This window comes from Luteibacter sp. PvP120 (assembly GCF_054055715.1).
In genome coordinates this window covers 94,025-112,463 of the sequence record NZ_JBSRXP010000011.1, presented here as the reverse complement: position 1 = coordinate 112,463, position 18,439 = coordinate 94,025, and the positions used below count along the sequence as shown (strand labels likewise).

The window sequence follows — 18,439 nt, the reverse complement described above, 5'->3', positions numbered from 1 at the left end:
CGGGTGACCGATGGTACGCGAGCCGTTCACGAATCCGTAGCCGGCACCGCGGCATCATGGCCGCATGATCACCATCGTCATGGGCGTCTCCGGCAGCGGCAAGAGCACGATCGGCGAGGGCCTGGCCATGCGGCTGGGCCAGCCGTTCGTCGATGCCGACGCGCTTCACCCGCAGGCCAATCGCGACAAGATGGCGCGCGGCATTCCCCTCGACGATGCCGACCGCAAGCCGTGGCTGGAAGCGATCGTCGCCACGATGGACCAGCACCGGGCCAGCGGCGAGTCGATGGTGCTGGCGTGCTCGGCCCTGAAGCATCGCTATCGCGACGTCCTTCGCGGGACGCATGGCGATGTGCGCTTCGTCTACCTGCACGCATCCCGCGCCCTGCTGGCCGAGCGCCTCGGCCACCGCAGTGGCCACTTCTTCGATCCGACCCTGCTGGACAGCCAGCTGGCGACGTTGGAAGAACCATCGCGGGAAGAAGCCCTGTGGGTCGACGTGGGCCTGCCGCCCGCCGAAGCCATCGAAGGCGTGATCCGGCCGGGATGCGACAGCGGCGCGGGCGCCATCGGCCGATGAGCCGGCCCGGCCTTCAGGCGCGGTAGAAGGTCGGCGGCCTGCCGAGCGCACGGCGGAACATCGTCGAGAAACTCGCCGGACTTTCGTAGCCCAGGTCCAGCGCCACGGCGGTCACGGCCTCGCCTGCGCCGAGCCGGGGCAGCGCGGCCAGCAGGCACGCCTGCTGTCGCCACTGCGCGAAACTCATCCCCGTCTCGCGACGGAACAGCCGGGTGAAGCTGCGCCGATGCATGCCGAGCCCGGCGGCCCAGTGGTCGATGCTCTCCGTCATGCGCGGCTGCTCCAGGAAGTGCGCGCAACGTGCGGCGAGTCGCCGGTCGGTCGGCAAGGGCAGCGCCAGCGGGATGGTCGCGGCGCGCGCCACCTCGGCCACCAGCAGTGCCATCAGCATGCCATCCCGACCGTCGAAGTCGTACGCCGGGGGAACGTCCACCGCGGCGACCAGCAGCGCGCGCAACAACGGCGATACAGCAATCACGCGGCACGTATCACCCAGCGGCTCGGCGACCACGCGGTCGACATACACGCTGCGCGTGCTGACCGTACCGATCATCCGGACGGCATGGGGCGTAGTCGCCGGAATCCACACGGCACGCTCCGAGGGGGCCAGCCACGAGCCCTGCGGCGTGGTGACAGCCAGCGTGCCCGTGGAGGCATAGAGCAGCTGGCCGCGCCGATGGCGATGCGCCTGCAGCTCATACGACGACGGGTAGTCGTGGCCCCGGGACAGGACGGGGCGCGATGCCTCGTCGTGGAAGTCCCGATAGGGAATGTGCGGATTGTCCCGATCTCCACTATCCATGACCCATATCCTAGCGCGGGCCACAGGGATGGCGTGTTCTCATGGCGTTTCCCCGTTCCCAGGACCGCCCATGCAAGCGCCTGCCCGTGCCGCGTCGACCTCGCCGCGCACCGATCCGACCGTCTACGGCGTCATCTTCGCCATCAGCTTCTGCCACCTGCTCAACGACATGATGCAGTCGCTGCTGCCCGCCATCTATCCGGGCCTGAAGGCCGGTTTCCACCTGGACTTCGGCCAGATCGGCCTGATCACCCTCACCTACCAGATCACCGCCTCGATCCTGCAGCCGCTGGTGGGCCTCTATGCCGACCGCCGGCCGACACCCATGGCACTGCCGGGTGGCACGCTGTTCTCCCTCGCCGGGCTGCTGGTGTTGTCCGCGGCGCACACGTACCCGATGCTGCTCGTCGGTGCCGGGTTGCTCGGCATGGGTTCATCGGTGTTCCACCCGGAGTCGTCGCGGGTGGCCCGGATGGCCTCGGGCGGACGCCATGGGCTGGCGCAGTCGCTGTTCCAGGTGGGCGGCAACGCGGGACAGGCGCTGGGGCCCCTGGCAGCGGCGATCGTCGTGGTGCGCTGGGGTCAGTCGAGCCTGGCCTTCTTCGCGCTGCTGGCCCTGCTTTCAGGTGTCGTATTGTGGAATGTCGGGCAGTGGTACCGGCACCACGGACTGTCGCGCCTGACGGCCGGCGGGCGCACGCCCACATCGATCGCCGCGAGTAGCGCGGATGCGCGGCGGGGTATCGCCGTGCTGCTGGCACTCATCTTTTCCAAGTACGTTTACCTGGCCAGCCTGACCAGCTACTTCACCTTCTACCTGATCCACCGTTTCAACGTGTCCGTGCAGAACGCGCAGCTGCACCTCTTCGTGTTCCTGGCTGCAGTGGCGGCGGGCACGTTGCTGGGCGGCCCGTTGGGCGATCGCTTCGGGCGCAAGCGGGTCATCTGGTTCTCCATCCTGGGCACCCTGCCCTTCACGCTGCTGCTGCCACACGCCAGCCTGTTCTGGACCGCGCCGCTCACCGTGGCGATCGGGCTGATCCTGGCGTCGGCGTTTCCGGCGATCGTGGTGTTCGCGCAGGAACTGGTACCGGGCAAGGTCGGCATGATCTCCGGCCTGTTCTTCGGCTTTTCGTTCGGGATGGGTGGCCTCGGCGCGGCCGGGCTGGGCGAACTGGCCGACCATGTCGGCATCGAGGCGGTCTACCGGATCTGCGCGTTCCTGCCGCTGATCGGCCTGCTGGCGGCCTTCCTGCCGGACCCGCGGAAAGCGAGCGCCACCACGGCGTGAGGCGATGCATCGGTCGCTATCGAACAGATAGCGGCCGATGCATCGACACGGGGTTACTTGGGCAGCGCGTAGGCGATGACCCAATCGCCCTGCTTCGTACCGAGCGAACCGTGACCGCCGGCGACCACCAGCAGGTACTGGCGACCGCTGCTGTCGGCATAGGTCATCGGCGTGGCCTGGCCACCGGCGGGCAGGCGCGACTCCCACAGCTTCTTGCCGGTGCGCACGTCGTAGCCGCGCACGTAGTAATCCAGCGTGCCGCTGAGGAAGGTGACGCCACCGGCGGTGGTCACCATGCCGCCCAGGCTGGGCACGCCCAGCGGCATGGGGATCGGCAGCGGCGCGCTGTCGACGATGGTGCCGTTCTTGTGCCGCCACATCATCTTGCCGCTACGCAGGTCCACGCCCGCGACATAGCCCCACGGCGGCGCCTGGCAGGGGATGCCCAGCGGCGAGAGGAACGGCGACAGTTCGATGCCATACGGAATGCCCTTCGCCTGCTTGACGCCCTCGGTCTCGCTCTTGGCGGGACCTACTTCCATCTTGGCCAGTTCTTCCTTGGGAATCAGCTTGGACTGGAACGCCATGTAGCTGGGATTGATCAACATCAGCTGTCGCGTCGGGTCGACGGACACGCCACCCCAGTCGAACACGCCGAAGTTGCCCGGGAACACCAGCGAGCCCTGCAACGACGGCGGCGTGAACATGCCCTCGTAGCGCAGCGAGCGGAAGCGCACGCGGCACCAGAGCTGGTCCAGCGGGGTGGTACCCCACATGTCCTGCTCGCGCACCTGCGGTGGGGCGAAGTTGAGGTCGGACAGCGGCTGGGTCGGCGCGGTGTGGTCGCCCGGCACCGCACCCTGCGGACGCGGCACTTCCTGGATCGGCACGATCGGCGTGCCGTCGCGGCGGTCGAGCACGTAGATGCTGCCCTGCTTGGTCGAGGCGACCACGGCCGGCTTCATGCCATCGGCCGTCTGCAGGTCGACGAGGGTCGGCTGGCCGCCGACGTCCATGTCCCAGAGGTCGTGGTGAGTGAACTGGTAGTTCCACTTCACCTTGCCCGTGGCGACATCGAGGGCGACAAGCCCCGCACCGTATTTTTCCGACGTAGGCGTACGACCGCCACCGAACTGGTCGGGCGTCTGGTTGCCCATCGGCAGGTACACGATGCCCAGGGCTTCATCGACGCTGAAGAGCGACCAGACGTTGGGCGAGTTACGTGTGTAGACGCCATCCGGACCGATCGGCGTGGTGTCGTCCGGCTTGCCCGGGTCCCAGTTCCAGACCAGGTGGCCATCATGCACGTCGAAGGCACGGATCACCCCGGACGGCTCGTTGGTCGATTCGTTATCGGTGACATGGCCACCGATGATGACCAGGTCCTTCGTGACCGCCGGCGGCGACGTGGAGTAATAGCCACCCGGGGTGAACGGGCCAACGTTGGCGCGCAGGTTGACCGTGCCACCCTGGCCGAAGTCGCCGCAGGGCTGGCCGTTGTCCGCATTCAGCGCGATAAGGCGGGCATCGGCGGTGGGCAGGAACAGGCGGCGGGGGCAGGTGGCGGTGGCGATGGCCGACGGGGGCAGCGGCGCCGTCGACGCAACCGCCGGGACGCCGGCCGCCGTGGTGGCCGGGGCCGGGATCACGGCCGCCGCATAGCGGGCGTCGTCGTGGTAGGACACGCCACGGCAGGTCATGTGTTCCCAGTGCTTGAAGCCGACCGGGCTCTGGATCTTCGGATCGAATTCCCAGCGTTTTTCACCGGTGGCGGCGTTCACCGCGATCACCTTGCTGTGCGGCGTGCACAGGTACACGGTGTCGCCGATCTTCAGCGGGGTGTTCTCGGAGGTCGTCTCGGTCGGATCGTCCGGGCCCGGACGATCGCCGGTCTGGATTTTCCAGGCGACCTGCAGCTGGCCGACATTGTCGGGGGTGATCTGGGTCAGCGGCGAATAGCGCTGGCCGTAGGGCGAGCCGCCGTAATCGGTCCAGTCGCCGTCCGGCCGCGCGGCACGGTCGCCCTGCGGTCCGGACACATCGGCCATGGGCAGTTCGCCCGGCATGTCGTTCGATACATGCACCGCGCCGACGATGCCGACGACGGTCGCGATAAGCAGCGATACGAAGAGGAAGCCGCCGCCGGTGCCGCGCGAACGGCCGTCGAAGCGCTCACGGCCCAGCCCGCGACGCGGCCAGGGCAGCAGCAGCCAGAGGCCGAGCGCGAACCAGACATCCAGGCGGGGCAGCAGCTGCCAGAAGTCCCAGCGCACTTCCCACACGGCCCAGCCCGTGGTCGCGATCAGCACCAGCGCGTAGATCGGCACGGCGAGGCGCACGCGGAAAAGTAGCAGGGCCGCCACGAGCAGAGTGACCGCACCGGATGCGAGGTAATAGACAGAGCCGCCCTCACCGAAGAGTCGGATGCCGCCCAACAGCATGACGGTGCCCCAGAGGGCAAAGACCAGCGCGCTGAACAGCGTCGCCGGGTGGTATCTCCTGACTCGATTCATCCGAACTCACTCAATTGGCGTGGGTCCTCCCCCAACCCCTAGGGTCGTGCAGCGGCCGTGAATCCAAGGTGGAGGCAGGACGGGCTGCGGGCCGCCCGAACTAGGTGCTCGCCGCCAGTTCGGCGATCATGGCCTCTCGCATGAGGTATTTCTGAACCTTGCCGGTCACCGTCATGGGGAAGGCATCGACGAAGCGCACGTGGTGCGGCACCTTGAAGTACGCCAGGTGCTTGCGGCAGAAATCCTGCACCGAGGCGGCCGTGGCCGGCGAGCCGTCGCGCAGGCGAATCCAGGCGCACACCTGTTCGCCCAGCCGCGCGTCGGGCACGCCGAACACCTGCACATCCTGGATGTCGGGGTGGCCGTAGAGGAATTCCTCGATCTCGCGCGGGTAGATGTTCTCCCCACCGCGGATGATCATGTCCTTCAGCCGCCCGACGATGGTGCAGTAGCCCTCCTCGTCCAGCATCGCCAGGTCGCCGGTGTGCATCCAGCGCGCGTCGTCGAGGGCCGCCCGGCTGGCGCCGTCGTCGCCCCAGTAGCCGCGCATCACCGAATAGCCGCGCGTCAGCAGCTCGCCGGTGGTGCCTCGGGGCACCACCCCGCCCTGTTCGTCGACGATCTTCACTTCCACATGCGGATGCACGCGACCCACGGTCGCCACGCGTACGTCCAGCGGGTCGTCGGGCGTCGTCTGGAAGCTGACCGGACTGGTCTCGGTCATGCCGTAGGCGATGGTCACCTCGCTCATGTGCATCTCGCGCACCACGCGGCGCATCACCTCGATGGGACACGGCGAACCGGCCATGATGCCGGTGCGCAGCGTGCCCAGGTCGAACTCGTGGAAACGCGGGTGTTCCAGTTCGGCGATGAACATCGTGGGCACGCCGTGCAGGCCGGTGCAGCGCTCCTCGGCCACCGTCTGCAAGGTGACCAGCGCATCGAAGCCCTCGCCCGGTATGACCATGCAGGCACCGTGGGTCACGCAGGCCAGGTTGCCCAGCACCATGCCGAAGCAGTGGTAGAAGGGCACCGGGATGCACAGGCGGTCCGCCTCGGTAAGGCGCATGGCCTCGCCGATGAAGAAGCCGTTGTTGACGATGTTGTGGTGGGTCAGCGTGGCGCCCTTGGGCGCCCCCGTGGTGCCCGAGGTGAACTGGATGTTCACCGGGTCGTCGAAACCGAGCACCGGCTCGATCGCCGCCAGCCGTGCGCGCGCCGCGTCGTCGGCGCACAGGTCCGCCCAGCGCAGCGCCCCAGGCGCGGCCTCGTCGTCCAGCAGGATCACGTGGCGCAGGTCGGGCAGTGCCGCGGCACGCAGCCCGCCGGGTATCGCCGTGGCCATCTCCGGCGCCAGCCCGGAAAGGATCTCCAGGTAATGCGAACTGCGGAACGCCCGGGGCAGGATCAGCGCGCGGCAACCCACCTTGTTGAGGGAATAGGCCAGTTCGTGCGAACGGTAGGCGGGGTTGATGTTCACCAGGACCAGGCCCGCCTTGGGCGCGGCGAACTGGGCGACCACCCACTCCGCGCGGTTGGGCGCCCAGATGCCGACGCGCTCGCCCGGCTCCAGGCCCAGCGCCAACAGGCCGGCGGCCACACGGGTCACCTCGTCATGGAACTCGCGGTAGCTCCAGCGCACGCCTTGCTGGCGGACCACCAGCGCGGGTCGCTCCGGCCAGCGTGCGGTGACGCGATCGAGCAACGCGCCCACCGTTTCGCCCAGCAGGGGCGTGGCGCTGGCACCGTGGACGTAGCTGGGGGTGGATGCCATAAGGGTCTCCCAATCGATACATGGGCAGCAGCATAAGCCACCCACACACCGACGCACCCCGACGGATCAGGCGAACGCCGTCCAGGCATCGCCGCGGGGCGCAGCCACCTCGCCGAACCGTGCATCGTAGGTGGCGCGTTCCCCGGTACGCGCGGACGCATCGCGGCGTTCGCCGGTATCGACGGTGAAAAATGCGACCTGGTCGCGCAGCGCCTGCGCCTGGTCCTGCATGGATTTGGCGGCGGCCGCGGCTTCCTCGACCAGGGCGGCATTTTCCTGCGTTACCTGGTCGATCTGGGCAATGGCTACGTTGACCTGGTCGACGCCCGACGATTGCTCGGCGCTGGCCGCTGCGATCTCGGCGACGATGTCGGTAACCTTCTTCACGCCGTCCACGATGTCACGCAGCGCCAGCGACGACTGCTCGACCAGCGCGGCGCCGGCGTCCACGCGCTCCCCGCTCTCCACGATCAGTCTTCTGATCTCGCGTGCGGCCGAGGCACTGGACTGCGCCAGGCGACGAACCTCCGCGGCGACCACGGCGAAGCCGCGTCCCTGCTCACCCGCACGCGCTGCTTCGACCGCCGCGTTGAGCGCCAGCAGGTTGGTCTGGAAGGCGATCTCGTCGATCAGGCCGACGATGTCACCGATGCGGCGGCTGGAATCGCCGATGCGTGACATCGCCTCCTTCGTCTGGGCGACCACGTCACCACCGCGTTCCGCTTCGCCGCGTGCCTGACGGGAAAGGCGATCGGCCGCCGCCGCATTCTCGGCGTTCTGCTTCACGGTCGCGGTCATCTGTTCCATGGACGCTGCCGTTTCCTCAAGGCTGGACGCCTGCTCCTGCGTGCGCTGCGACAGGTCGTCGTTGCCACGTGCTATCTCGCCCGAGGTGATGGAGACCACGTGCGCACCCTGCTGGACCTCGGTCACGATGGAGGCCAGGGTGCCGCGCATGCGCTCCAGCGCGCCCAGCAGGCTGGTGGGCGCGAAGGCGACGGCGTTCGCGCGCAGGTCGCCGCCGGCGATGCGCCCGGCGATCGTTACCGCGTCTCGCGGTTCCCCACCCACGGTGGTACGGATGCTGCTCATGGACAACCAGACGACCAGCAGGGCCAGCATCGCGATCACACCGGACGTCAACAGGCCGCGCTTCAGCTGCGCGGCGAAGGCCGCGTCGATATCGTCGAAATACGCGCCGGAAATGAAATGCAGGTCCCACGGTTTGTACCAGGACGAGAAGCTGATCTTGTCGCGGAGCGCACCGGTCTTCGGCATGACCTGCGTGTAGCGCGTCACCCCGTGGCCCGTCGCCGTATCCGCCTTGAGCATGGCTTCGTAATGGTGGAACCCTTTGCCGTCGACGTCGTCGCGGATGTTCTTGCCGACGTCGTCGGAGCGCAGCGGGTGCATACGCATCGCCAGTGTGGAGTCGAACGCGAAGATATATCCCTTGCCGTCGTCCCAGCGCATCGAGGCGACATCCTGCAATGCGGCGACCCGTGCCTCGAGATCGCTCATCTCGCCCTTCTCGGCACGCGCGTGGTACGCATCGACCAACGAGATCGCTGCGGCCACGTGCTGTTCCAGCGTCTGCTGGAGCTCGCGCATCTGTACCTGCCGACTTGCGACACACGCCATGATCGACTGGGCCAGCAACCCCAGCACCACGACGGCCATGACCATCCACACGCGCGTCGTCAGACGCGTACAGCTGAACCAGCTACTTACGACGGACATCCCCGACTACCTCCCCTGTTCCCCTTACGCTTTATCGGCAGGGATCGGGCAAGCCTTTACCACGCAGACGTGAAGACGCCTTGCCGCGCAGCTCGGTCAGGGCGCAACGACGCGATGCCGTCCCGAACCGAGCACCACGTCCGGACGCCCGGGCAAGGCCACCACGGCTTCGGCACCGACGGGCACGCGCACGTCCACGATCAGCGTGCCGCCTTCCTTGCGCCAGGCTACCGAAGCCTCGCCGTAGGGGGTCATGACCGACGCCGAGGCGTGCGGCAGCCACGCCGTGAGCGCCGGCCGCACACCGATGCGGCGCCAGCCGGGGGCCAGCGGGCGCAGGCCGGCCACGTCGCCGAATAGCCAGTCGTCTACGGTGCCCAGGAAATAGTGGCCGCGTGAGCGCGACGCCGGCTTCCAGTGTTCCCACAGGCTCGTGGCTCCGTTGGCGCGCCAGAAACCCCAGCTCGGGAAGGTGGTCTGGGTAGCGATCCGCCAGGCCTCGTCGGCGTGCCCGCTGGCCGTCAGCACGGGGAGGATCGCCTTGGTCGCCAATGCCCCGGTGTCGAGGTGGTCGCCGCGCGCTTTCGCGTCGCCCGCGATGCCCGCCGCGACGCGATCGCGCAGGTCGTCCGGGACCAGGTCGAACCACAGCGCAAGCAGGTTGTGGGCCTGGCGATAGCCACGATCGCCCTCGCCACGGTACCGGCCGGCAGCCCGATCGAGGAAGCGGGTGTTGAACGCTTCACGCACTCGCGTCGCCCTGGTCTCGAACGCCTCGGCCGCGACCGGCTCGTCCAGCAGGCGATACATCCGGGCCACGGTTCGCTCCATGCCGTACAGGTACGCGGTGGCGGCGATGCGCTTGTCCTCCGGCGCGTTTTCGCCGCCGGGGTCGGTGTCGGGGCTGACCCAGTCGCCCAGTTCCGTATCGGCTATGCCGCCGGGGGAGCGCGCGTCCTCCATGGCCACGTAGCGCGCCATACCGTCAAGGTGCTCGTCGATCGGGCGGCGATCGCCCGCATACATCCACAAAGACCAGGGCACGAACACATAGGCCGCGTGCCAGGTGGGCGCGCGCACATGGCCCCATCCCGGATTGGGCGCGATCAGCCACGGCGCGCCGTCCGCGCCGCGCGTGTCGGCGATGTCACGCACCCATTTGGCCAGCAGGCGGTCGATATCGAGGTTGCGTAGGAACATGTCCGCACCGAGCATGCCATCGCCGGTCCAGCCGTTCTTCTCGTACATCGGCGTATCGGTGGGAATGCCGTGCAGGTTGTTGAGCAGGGTGTCCACGACTGCGCGATGGATCCAGTCGAGCAGGGCATCGCTGCTGTCGAAACGACTCGTCTCGGCGACGTCGGTGTGAACGACCTGTGCCGTGACCGCATCGACCGATGGCCTGGCGTCCGGCCATCCATCCACCTGCACGTAGCGGAAGCCCTTGTATGAGAAGCGCGGATGCCAGCGGGTCCGCGTACCCGCCAGCACCAGCCGGTCGGTCTGGAACCCCCGTTGGAAATAGTGGTGCTCGTCGCGCGCGTCCACGGTGCCGTCGGGCATCAGCTTCTCGCCATAATGCGCGACTATCGTGGTGCCCGCGGGCCCACTGACATCGAACGTGGCCCACCCGGCGATGACGCGGGGAAAGGCGAACACGTACGTGCCCGGTCGCGGCTCGGTCACGGCGGTTGCCTTCAGCGTGGCAGCCGCACGGATCGGTTGCTCCGTCTGCGCGACCAGCCGGCCTTTCGGTGCAGGCAGTTCGCTTGCCGCTTGCCAAGTCGCCGGCGTCGCGGCACGCGCATCGAACGTCTCGCCGCCGTACAGGTCGTCGAGCCGCGTGGGCCCGTCCGCCAACCGCCAGCCACGATCGCTGACGATGTCCTGCCGCCGGCCGTCGGCATAGCGGATACGCAGCAGCGCGCGGAGACGAGGCTGGCCGTGCCAGGGCGCCTTTTCCCAATGCCACACGTTCGGGTTGGTCATGCCGTAGAAGCCCCGGCCAAGCTCGGCGCCCAGCACGTGGTCGCCCGGTGCCAGCGGCACATCGGTGGCCACCACTTCCACCCGCTTGTCGTAATCGGTGAAACCCGGCGACAGCACGGCGTCGCTCACGGGGCGGCCGTCGATGGAAAGATCGGCGTAACCGCCCGCGGCGACATACAGCGTGGCACGTGCCACCTCGGCGTCCACATGGAACGCGCGCCGCAACAGCGGCGCGGGCAGGCTGTCCGCATCGGCCTTGCCGATCCAACGGGCACCGTGCCATCCGCGTGCGTCCAGCGCCGTGTCGAAATGCGAGGCCACGCGACCGTCGCCGTCCGTGGTGTGGACCTCGGCATGCCACTCGTAGCGCTCGCCCGGCACCAGCGTCGGACCGGCGTAATCGATGTCGAACGAGACCGGCGAATGCACCAGGCCGCTGTCCCACACCACCCCGCTCGCGTGGCTCACCACGAGACGATAGCCTGTCTGCACGGTGCCCTGCCGGTCGCTGTCGATGATCCAGCCGAAGCGCGGCTTGGGCACGTCCACGTAAGCGGGTGTGTCGGCGCGCTCGACCCGTGGCGTGTGCACCGTGATCGCCGCCCTGACGATCGGCGCGACGCAGGACAGGGCGAGGGCGAGGACGAGCCGGCGAAGTGCGTGCAAGGGACAGGCCTCGGTGGCGACGACCGGTGAGCATATCGCGGAAAGGGAAAAGCGAACTGACACCCCGTGGACGGCACATGGACGTTTCGGTCCGTAAACCTCGTGGTCTCCCTACGCCCCACGAGGACACCACCATGGCCGATGCCGTGAACGATCCCTATGCCATGCGCGACCCGCGCACGCAGTACCCGCAGCCGGAATTTTCCCGGCAGCCGCAGCCGGCACCGGGCCTGGCCGCCGAGATGTCGCCCAAGCCGGACCATGGCGAAACCGGCTACCGCGGCAACGGCCGCCTGAAGGGCCGCAAGGCGCTGGTGACAGGCGGCGACTCGGGGATCGGCCGTGCCGCCGCCATCGCCTTCGCGCGCGAAGGCGCCAGCGTGGTCATCAACTACCTGCCGTCCGAGCAGAAGGATGCGGATGAAGTGGTCGCCCTGCTCACGGGCGAGGGCCACACGGTCGTCGCGATACCGGGCGACCTCGCCGACGAGGCGTTCTGCAAGGAACTGGTCCAGCGGAGCGTGAAGGAACTGGGCGGCCTGGATATCCTGGCCAATGTCGCGGGCCGCCAGCAGTTCAGCCCGTCCATCGACGAGCTGGATAGCGCATCGTTCGAAGCCACCTTCCGCACCAACGTGTTCGCCTTGTTCTGGCTGACCAAGGCCGCGGTGCCGCACATGCCGCCGGGTGCCGCGATCGTCAACACGGCCTCGATCCAGGCCTACCAGCCCTCCGACATCCTGCTCGACTATGCCTCCACCAAGGCCGCCATCGTCGCCTTCACCAAGGCCCTGGCGAAGCAGCTGGCCGAGAAGGGCATCCGTGTGAACTCGGTGGCGCCCGGCCCCGTGTGGACGCCGCTGCAACCCAGTGGCGGCCAGCCACAGGAGAAGGTGGTGGAATTCGGCAAGAGCGTCCCGCTGGGCCGCCCCGGCCAACCGGTGGAATGCGCGCCGCTGTACGTCCTGCTTGCCAGCCAGGAAGCCAGCTTCATCACCGGGGAAACCTACGGCGTTACCGGCGGCAACATGCTGCCCTGATGCCGAAAGCGCGTCCGACCGTCGACAAGCGTGTCGCGCGGGCTCCTGTCGACGGGATGAGGATCACGCGCGCGCGATGCGCCCCAGCGCGTCCATCAGGTCGGCCACGCCATACGGCTTGATGATGATCGTCGTGTGGTCGTCACGTGTGACGCCGTTGGCCATGTGGTCGCCCGTGGCATAGATGACGGGAAGGTTGGGCTGTGTCTCGCGCAAGCGCTCCGCCACGTCCACCCCACTCATCCCCGGCAGGCCGACATCGGCCAGCAGCACGTCGATGGCCTCGGCGCCGTGCAGGCGAATGGCTTCGTTGCCGTCGCCTGCCTCGAAGGCCGTGTGCCCACGGCTTTCCAGCATCTCGGTGATGGACATGCGGATGAGTGCGTCGTCTTCCAGTACCAGAACACGTAACGGTTCCGCCACGGGCGTGACCGGTGCCGGCGCCGACGGGGCCGTGGCCACTTCGGCGATGGTACGCGGCACGCGCGAGCCCAGCACCTGCCGGACACGACGGGCCAGTTGCTCGCGCGTGTACGGCTTGCTGAGCAGTTCGACCCCTTCGTCCAGGCGACCGCCATGCACGATGGCGTTTTCCGTGTAGCCGGAGGTGAACAGCACGGCGATGCCGGGCTGGCGCTCGGCCGCCTTGCGCGCCAGTTCGGGGCTGCGCAATGGGCCCGGCATCACCACATCGGTGAACAGCAGATCGATGGCGATGCCGCTTTCGACGATCGACAGCGCGCTTTCGGCGTCACGTGCCTTGAGCACGCGGTAGCCGAGTTCGGCGAGCATGCCCACCACCGTTTCGCGCACGGCTTCATCGTCCTCGGCCACGAGGATGGTCTCGTCACCGCCACGGATGGCTTCTTCTTCAATCGCCACGATGCGATCCTCGCTCTGCATCGACCGGGGCAGGTAGATCTTCACCGTGGTGCCCTCGCCCGGTTCGCTGTACATCTTGATATGACCACCGGACTGCTTGACGAAGCCGTAGACCATCGACAGTCCCAGTCCCGTGCCGCGACCTTCCGGCTTGGTGGTGAAGAAAGGATCGAACACCTTGTCGAGGATGTGGGCCGGCATGCCGCTGCCGGTATCGGTCACCGCAAGCATCACGTATTGCCCCGGACGAAGGTCGCCGTGGGTCTTGGCGTAGCTGTCGTCCAGCAACGCGTTGCCGGCCTCGACCGTGAGCTTGCCCTGGCCGTCCATCGCGTCGCGCGCATTGATCGCCAGGTTGAGCAGCGCGTTCTCGACGTTGGACGGATCGACCAGCGTGTTCCACAGGCCCCCGGCGATCACGGTCTCCACCTCGATCGCCTCGCCCAGCGCCCGGCGCAGCAGTTCGTCCATGTCGCGCACGAAGCGGCCGATGTTGACGACCTTGGGCGCCAGCGGCTGGCGACGACCGAAGGCGAGCAGCTGGGCGGCCAGCTTCGAGCCGCGGGTGACGCCCGCCATGGCATTGGCCACGCGTCGCTCGGCGCGTTCATTGCCCGACACGTCGGTGCCGAGCAATTGAAGGTTGCCGCTGATCACCTGCAGCAGGTTGTTGAAATCGTGGGCGACGCCACCGGTGAGGTTGCCGATCGCATCCATCTTCTGCGCCTGGCGCAGTTGCTCCTGGGCGGCATCCAGTTCCGCGTCGCGCGCGCGCTCGGTCGTGACGTCGCGGGCCACGGCGAAGATCATGCCGTCGCTGGGCACCGCCCGCCACGACAGCTGGCGAAAGCCGCCGTCGGCCGTGCGATAGCGATTCTCGAAGCGCAGCGTGGCCACGCCGTCGGCCAGTTGCCCGGTTTCCTCGCCCGTGCGTTCGGTATCCTCCGGATGCACGAAATCCAGGTACGAACGGCCCAGGGTCTCGCGCTCGCTCCAGCCGAGGATCGCGGTCCACGCCGGGTTGACCGACAGCAGGCGCGTGTCCGCATCGGCAACCAGCAGGATGTCGCTGGACAGGCGCCAGATACGGTCGCGCTCGGAAGTACGCTCCGCCACCTGCCGTTCCAGGCTCAGGGCCAGCTGCTGCAGCTCCCCCTCGGCACGGCGCCGCTCGACGGCGACGCGGGTGCGGTTGCCTACCTCGCGGACGAAGGCGATCTCTTCCTCCAGCCACTCACGCGGGTCGGCGTGGTTGAGGTACAGCAACGCCACCACCCCACCGCGCTCGGTCACCGGCATGTTGATGAAGGCGACGGCGCTGATGCCTGCCAGGGCATCCGCGGTATTCACGGTACGCGGGTCCTGGTAGGCATCGGTAACCAGGGCGGTGCGCCCGGCCTTGATGTCGTCGATGTACGAGCCGTAATCGCGGAAGTTCAGCACGCCGGCGATCGTCTGGATGCCCGGGGCGTTCCAGTCGCGTTCGACGGTGATGGTTTCCGCCACCGTATCGACCGTGCCGTAACCGGCACGGCTGACCCGTAGCGTGCGGCCGAGCACCTCGGCCACCCGATAGGCGATGTCCGTCGGGTCTTCCAGGTCGCGCAGCAGGTTGCTGACCTCGATCAGGGCCAGGCGGCGCTCTTCGGCACCGCCGGCATCCCCCGGCGTCTCCACGGTCGGGTAGACGCCGACCATGAACACGGGCTCGCCGTCCACCGGGCGCCGCCATGGCTCGACGGACACCCGCCACGCCGTGCCGTCCGCGGCCGTCAGCCCGATATCGCGGACCCCCTCGATACCGCCAGCCGCCAGCAGGGCGGTCAGGCGGGACCGGCTGTCGTCCGTCCACCAGTTCAGGAAGCCCTGCCCCGCCCCGTCACGAAGCCGTGCGGTCATCCAGGCATTGGCGTAAAGGAGTTCCCCTGTCGCCGACACGGCCGTGAAGCCGAACGGCAGTGCGTCGAACGCATGGGTGACCAGGGCGTGTTCCTGCAACGCGAACGTAGATGGCATCGAGCGAGCGGTCATGGGGCAGATCGCAGATGTTAAAGGTTCGAAGCCCTGCACTTTGTGTAGGCCATCTTCACGAAACGGTCATGTCGCGCTGCGGAAATCGGCACGCTGGGGGTTGCAAAAAAATGACTCCCGGCGGATCAAGCACATAGCGCATTTACCCTACATCTTGTGTTGACGGTACCGGGGACCAGCTATATGGTGTGTCCCGTTGGTGTCCGAAGAGGCGCGACTGCCCGTCGGACTTAATAGGGAATCCGGTGTAAATCCGGAACTGCCCCGCAGCGGTAAGTGGAAACGAACCCGTCACACGCACTGGTCCCCCTGGGATTGGGAAGCGACGGCTAGGCCGGACCCGAAAGGCGTCCCCGTCCACGAAGTCCGAAGACCTGCCAACAGCTGTCGCCCCGCCAGGCGTCGGTTTTTGTGGTGACGGCTTCCGCGGGGAGGCACGTCGCGGTCCGGAGCCCCCGATGGCGTGCTCCGACGCGACCCTTTTCCGCCGGCCCACCGCTTCGAGCCCCGTCCGAGGGAACGGGAGTTTGAACCGAGCCCTGGGGCACGCCTGACATGACCACGATGGAATCCGCCGCGCGCGAGCGCACCGAAGCAGCCGATACGGCCGTTACCTCCCCCGCCCCGGCGGACAAGGCACCCGCTGCCGGTTACCGCAACGAGCCGCCGCCGGCGTTCGCGCTGACGCCGCCGCACAGCCCCGGCCAGATGCGCGTCACCAAGCGCAACGGTGGCCAGGAAGCCGTCGACGTGAACAAGATCGTGCGCGCGGTGACCCGCAGCGCCGATGGCCTGTTCGCGGTCGACCCGATGCGCGTGGCGCTGAAGACCATCGGCGGCCTGTACGACGGCGCCACCACGCAGGAGCTGGACCAGCTGTCGATCCGCACCTCCGCGGCGCTCACCGCCGAGGAACCGGAATACGGCCAGCTGGCCGCGCGCCTCCTGGCCGCCTTCGTCGACAAGGAGGTGTCCGGCCAGGACATCCAGTCGTTCTCGCAGTCGATCAGCACCGGCTTCGAGCTGGGCATCCTCAACGAGCGCCTGCGTGACTTCGTGCTGGTCAACGCGCGCAAGCTCAACGATGCCATCGACACCGCCGGCTCGCGCCGCTTCGAATACTTCGGCCTGCGCACGGTCTACGACCGCTACCTGCTGCGCCACCCGACCCGCCGCTTCGTCATCGAGACGCCGCAGTACTTCTTCATGCGCATCGCCTGCGCCCTCGGCGGCAACGACGTGGCCGAGACGCTCGAGCTGTATCGCATGCTGTCGTCGCTGGAATACCTGGCCAGCTCGCCCACCCTGTTCAACGCCGGCACCGCGCACGAGCAGCTGTCGTCGTGCTTCCTGCTGGATTCGCCTCAGGACGCGCTGGAGTCCATCTACGCCAAGTACGGCGACGTGGCCCAGCTGTCGAAGTTCGCCGGCGGCATCGGCCTGGCCTATTCACGTATCCGCTCGCGCGGCTCGCTGATCAAGGGCACCAACGGTCATTCGAACGGCCTGGTACCGTGGCTGAAGACCCTCGATGCGTCGGTGGCCGCGGTGAACCAGGGCGGCAAGCGCAAGGGCGCCGCCTGCGTGTACCTGGAAAGCTGGCATGCGGATATCGAGGAATTCCTCGAGCTGCGTGAGAACACCGGCGACGACGCGCGCCGCACGCACAACCTCAACCTGGCCAACTGGGTGCCGGACCTGTTCATGCGCCGCGTCGAGACCGACGGCGACTGGTCGCTGTTCGACCCGAAGATCGTGCCGCACTTCGTCGACACCTGGGGCGCCACCTTCGAGGCCGCCTACGAGAAGGCCGAGGCCGAGGGCCTGGCCGTCAAGTCGATCAAGGCGCGAGAGCTGTACGCCCGCATGCTGCGCTCGCTCGCGCAGACCGGCAACGGCTGGATGACTTTCAAGGATCGTTCCAACGCCACCAGCAACCAGACCGCCCGTCCGGAAAACGTCATCCACCTGTCCAACCTGTGCACCGAGATCCTGGAAGTGACCTCGGAAGGCGAGACCGCCGTGTGCAACCTCGGCTCGGTGAACCTGGCCCGCCACGTGGTCGACGGCCAGTTCGATTACGACAAGCTCGCCACCACGGTGCGCACCGCCGTGCGCCAGCTGAACCGCGTGATCGACCTCAACTTCTACCCGATCGCCACGGCGAAGACGGCAAACATGAAGTGGCGTCCGGTCGGGCTTGGCGTCATGGGCCTGCAGGACGTCTTCTTCAAGCTCCGCCTGCCCTTCGACTCCGCGGAAGCGCTGAAGCTGTCCTCGCGCATCCAGGAAGAGATCTACTTCCACGCGCTGTCGATGTCCAACGAGATCGCCGAGCGTGACGGCGCCCATCCCGGCTTCGAGGAAACCCGCGCGGCCAACGGCGAGCTGCAGTTCGACTACTGGCCGGCCGCCACGCCGACCGACGTCGACGGTCGCTGGGCCGAGCTGCGCGAGAAGATCAAGGCGAAGGGCCTGCGCAACTCGCTGGTCATCGCCATCGCGCCGACCGCCACCATCGCCTCGATCGCCGGCTGCTACGAGTGCATCGAGCCGCAGGTGTCCAACCTGTTCAAGCGCGAGACGCTGTCGGGCGACTTCCTGGTGGTGAACCGTTACCTGGTGGACGAGCTGAAGACGCTGGGCCTGTGGACCGCCGAAGTGCGCGACCAGATCAAGCTCGCCGAAGGCTCCGTCCAGGGCATCACGTCCATCCCGGCCGCACTGCGCGAGGTGTATCGCACCACGTGGGAACTGCCGCAGAAGGCCCTGATCGACCTGGCCGCCTCCCGCGGCGCCTACATCGACCAGAGCCAGTCGCTGAACCTGTTCATGGAAAACCCGAACATCGGCCAGCTGTCGTCCATGTACATGTACGCCTGGAAGTCCGGCATCAAGACGACGTACTACCTGCGTTCGCGTCCCGCCACCCGCATCACCAAGACCACGGTCAGCTCGTCGTCGGCCGCGCTGCCCACGGCCGGTGCGCCGGCGGTAGCCGATGCGCAGGAACAGGCCGAAGCCGCGGTGTTCTGCTCGCTCGAGAACCCCGAATACTGCGAAGCCTGCCAGTAACCGACCACGCACGACGACCCATGTAGGAGCGCACGCTGTGCGCGAAAACCAACAAC

Annotated in this window: 10 protein-coding genes and 1 riboswitch; of the genes, 4 read left to right on the top strand and 6 right to left on the bottom strand. The window is 67.7% G+C overall.

Annotated features, from left to right (window positions below; all coding sequences use genetic code 11):
* The first annotated feature begins 64 nt into the window (after window positions 1–64).
* A complete protein-coding gene (locus ACVKN3_RS17905; protein WP_354516990.1) occupies window positions 65–580 on the top strand; it encodes a gluconokinase in 516 nt (171 codons plus the stop codon).
* 13 nt (window positions 581–593) lie between these two features.
* Here ACVKN3_RS17905 and ACVKN3_RS17900 read toward each other — a convergent pair whose 3' ends face one another.
* A complete protein-coding gene (locus tag ACVKN3_RS17900; protein WP_285402708.1) occupies window positions 594–1,382 on the bottom strand; it encodes an AraC family transcriptional regulator in 789 nt (262 codons plus the stop codon).
* A gap of 70 nt (window positions 1,383–1,452) precedes the next feature.
* Between ACVKN3_RS17900 and ACVKN3_RS17895 the strand changes: the two genes are divergently transcribed.
* The gene (locus tag ACVKN3_RS17895) at window positions 1,453–2,673 is read left to right on the top strand and encodes an MFS transporter (RefSeq protein WP_354516988.1); all 1,221 of its coding nucleotides are present in this window, start codon (window positions 1,453–1,455) and stop codon (window positions 2,671–2,673) included.
* Window positions 2,674–2,726: 53 nt separating this feature from the next.
* Here ACVKN3_RS17895 and ACVKN3_RS17890 read toward each other — a convergent pair whose 3' ends face one another.
* The 4 genes from ACVKN3_RS17890 to ACVKN3_RS17875 all read right to left on the bottom strand — a co-directional run bounded on the left by ACVKN3_RS17890 (window position 2,727) and on the right by ACVKN3_RS17875 (window position 11,355).
* On the bottom strand, window positions 2,727–5,186 hold the full coding sequence (locus ACVKN3_RS17890) for a membrane-bound PQQ-dependent dehydrogenase, glucose/quinate/shikimate family (protein ID WP_354516986.1): 2,460 nt from the start codon (window positions 5,184–5,186) through the stop codon (window positions 2,727–2,729).
* A gap of 100 nt (window positions 5,187–5,286) precedes the next feature.
* Window positions 5,287–6,960 carry an AMP-binding protein gene (locus ACVKN3_RS17885; RefSeq protein WP_354516984.1) on the bottom strand — a complete coding sequence of 558 codons (1,674 nt, stop codon included), beginning with the start codon at window positions 6,958–6,960 and terminating at the stop codon, window positions 5,287–5,289.
* A gap of 66 nt (window positions 6,961–7,026) precedes the next feature.
* On the bottom strand, window positions 7,027–8,700 hold the full coding sequence (locus tag ACVKN3_RS17880) for a methyl-accepting chemotaxis protein (protein WP_354516982.1): 1,674 nt from the start codon (window positions 8,698–8,700) through the stop codon (window positions 7,027–7,029).
* A 96-nt stretch (window positions 8,701–8,796) separates the two neighbouring features.
* The gene (locus ACVKN3_RS17875) at window positions 8,797–11,355 is read right to left on the bottom strand and encodes an alpha-L-rhamnosidase (RefSeq protein ID WP_285402700.1); all 2,559 of its coding nucleotides are present in this window, start codon (window positions 11,353–11,355) and stop codon (window positions 8,797–8,799) included.
* Between the two features lie 134 nt (window positions 11,356–11,489).
* Between ACVKN3_RS17875 and ACVKN3_RS17870 the strand changes: the two genes are divergently transcribed.
* Window positions 11,490–12,395: an SDR family oxidoreductase gene (locus tag ACVKN3_RS17870; RefSeq protein ID WP_354516980.1), complete on the top strand. Its 906-nt coding sequence runs from the start codon at window positions 11,490–11,492 to the stop codon at window positions 12,393–12,395.
* A gap of 63 nt (window positions 12,396–12,458) precedes the next feature.
* Here ACVKN3_RS17870 and ACVKN3_RS17865 read toward each other — a convergent pair whose 3' ends face one another.
* Window positions 12,459–15,308, bottom strand: a complete 2,850-nt coding sequence (locus tag ACVKN3_RS17865) for a hybrid sensor histidine kinase/response regulator (protein WP_354516978.1) — start codon at window positions 15,306–15,308, stop codon at window positions 12,459–12,461.
* Window positions 15,309–15,488: 180 nt separating this feature from the next.
* Window positions 15,489–15,704, top strand: a riboswitch (cobalamin riboswitch).
* A 159-nt stretch (window positions 15,705–15,863) separates the two neighbouring features.
* Between ACVKN3_RS17865 and ACVKN3_RS17860 the strand changes: the two genes are divergently transcribed.
* Window positions 15,864–18,383 (top strand): ribonucleoside-diphosphate reductase subunit alpha, encoded by a 2,520-nt coding sequence (locus ACVKN3_RS17860; protein ID WP_354516976.1) that lies wholly within the window; start codon window positions 15,864–15,866, stop codon window positions 18,381–18,383.
* Window positions 18,384–18,439 lie beyond the last annotated feature (56 nt).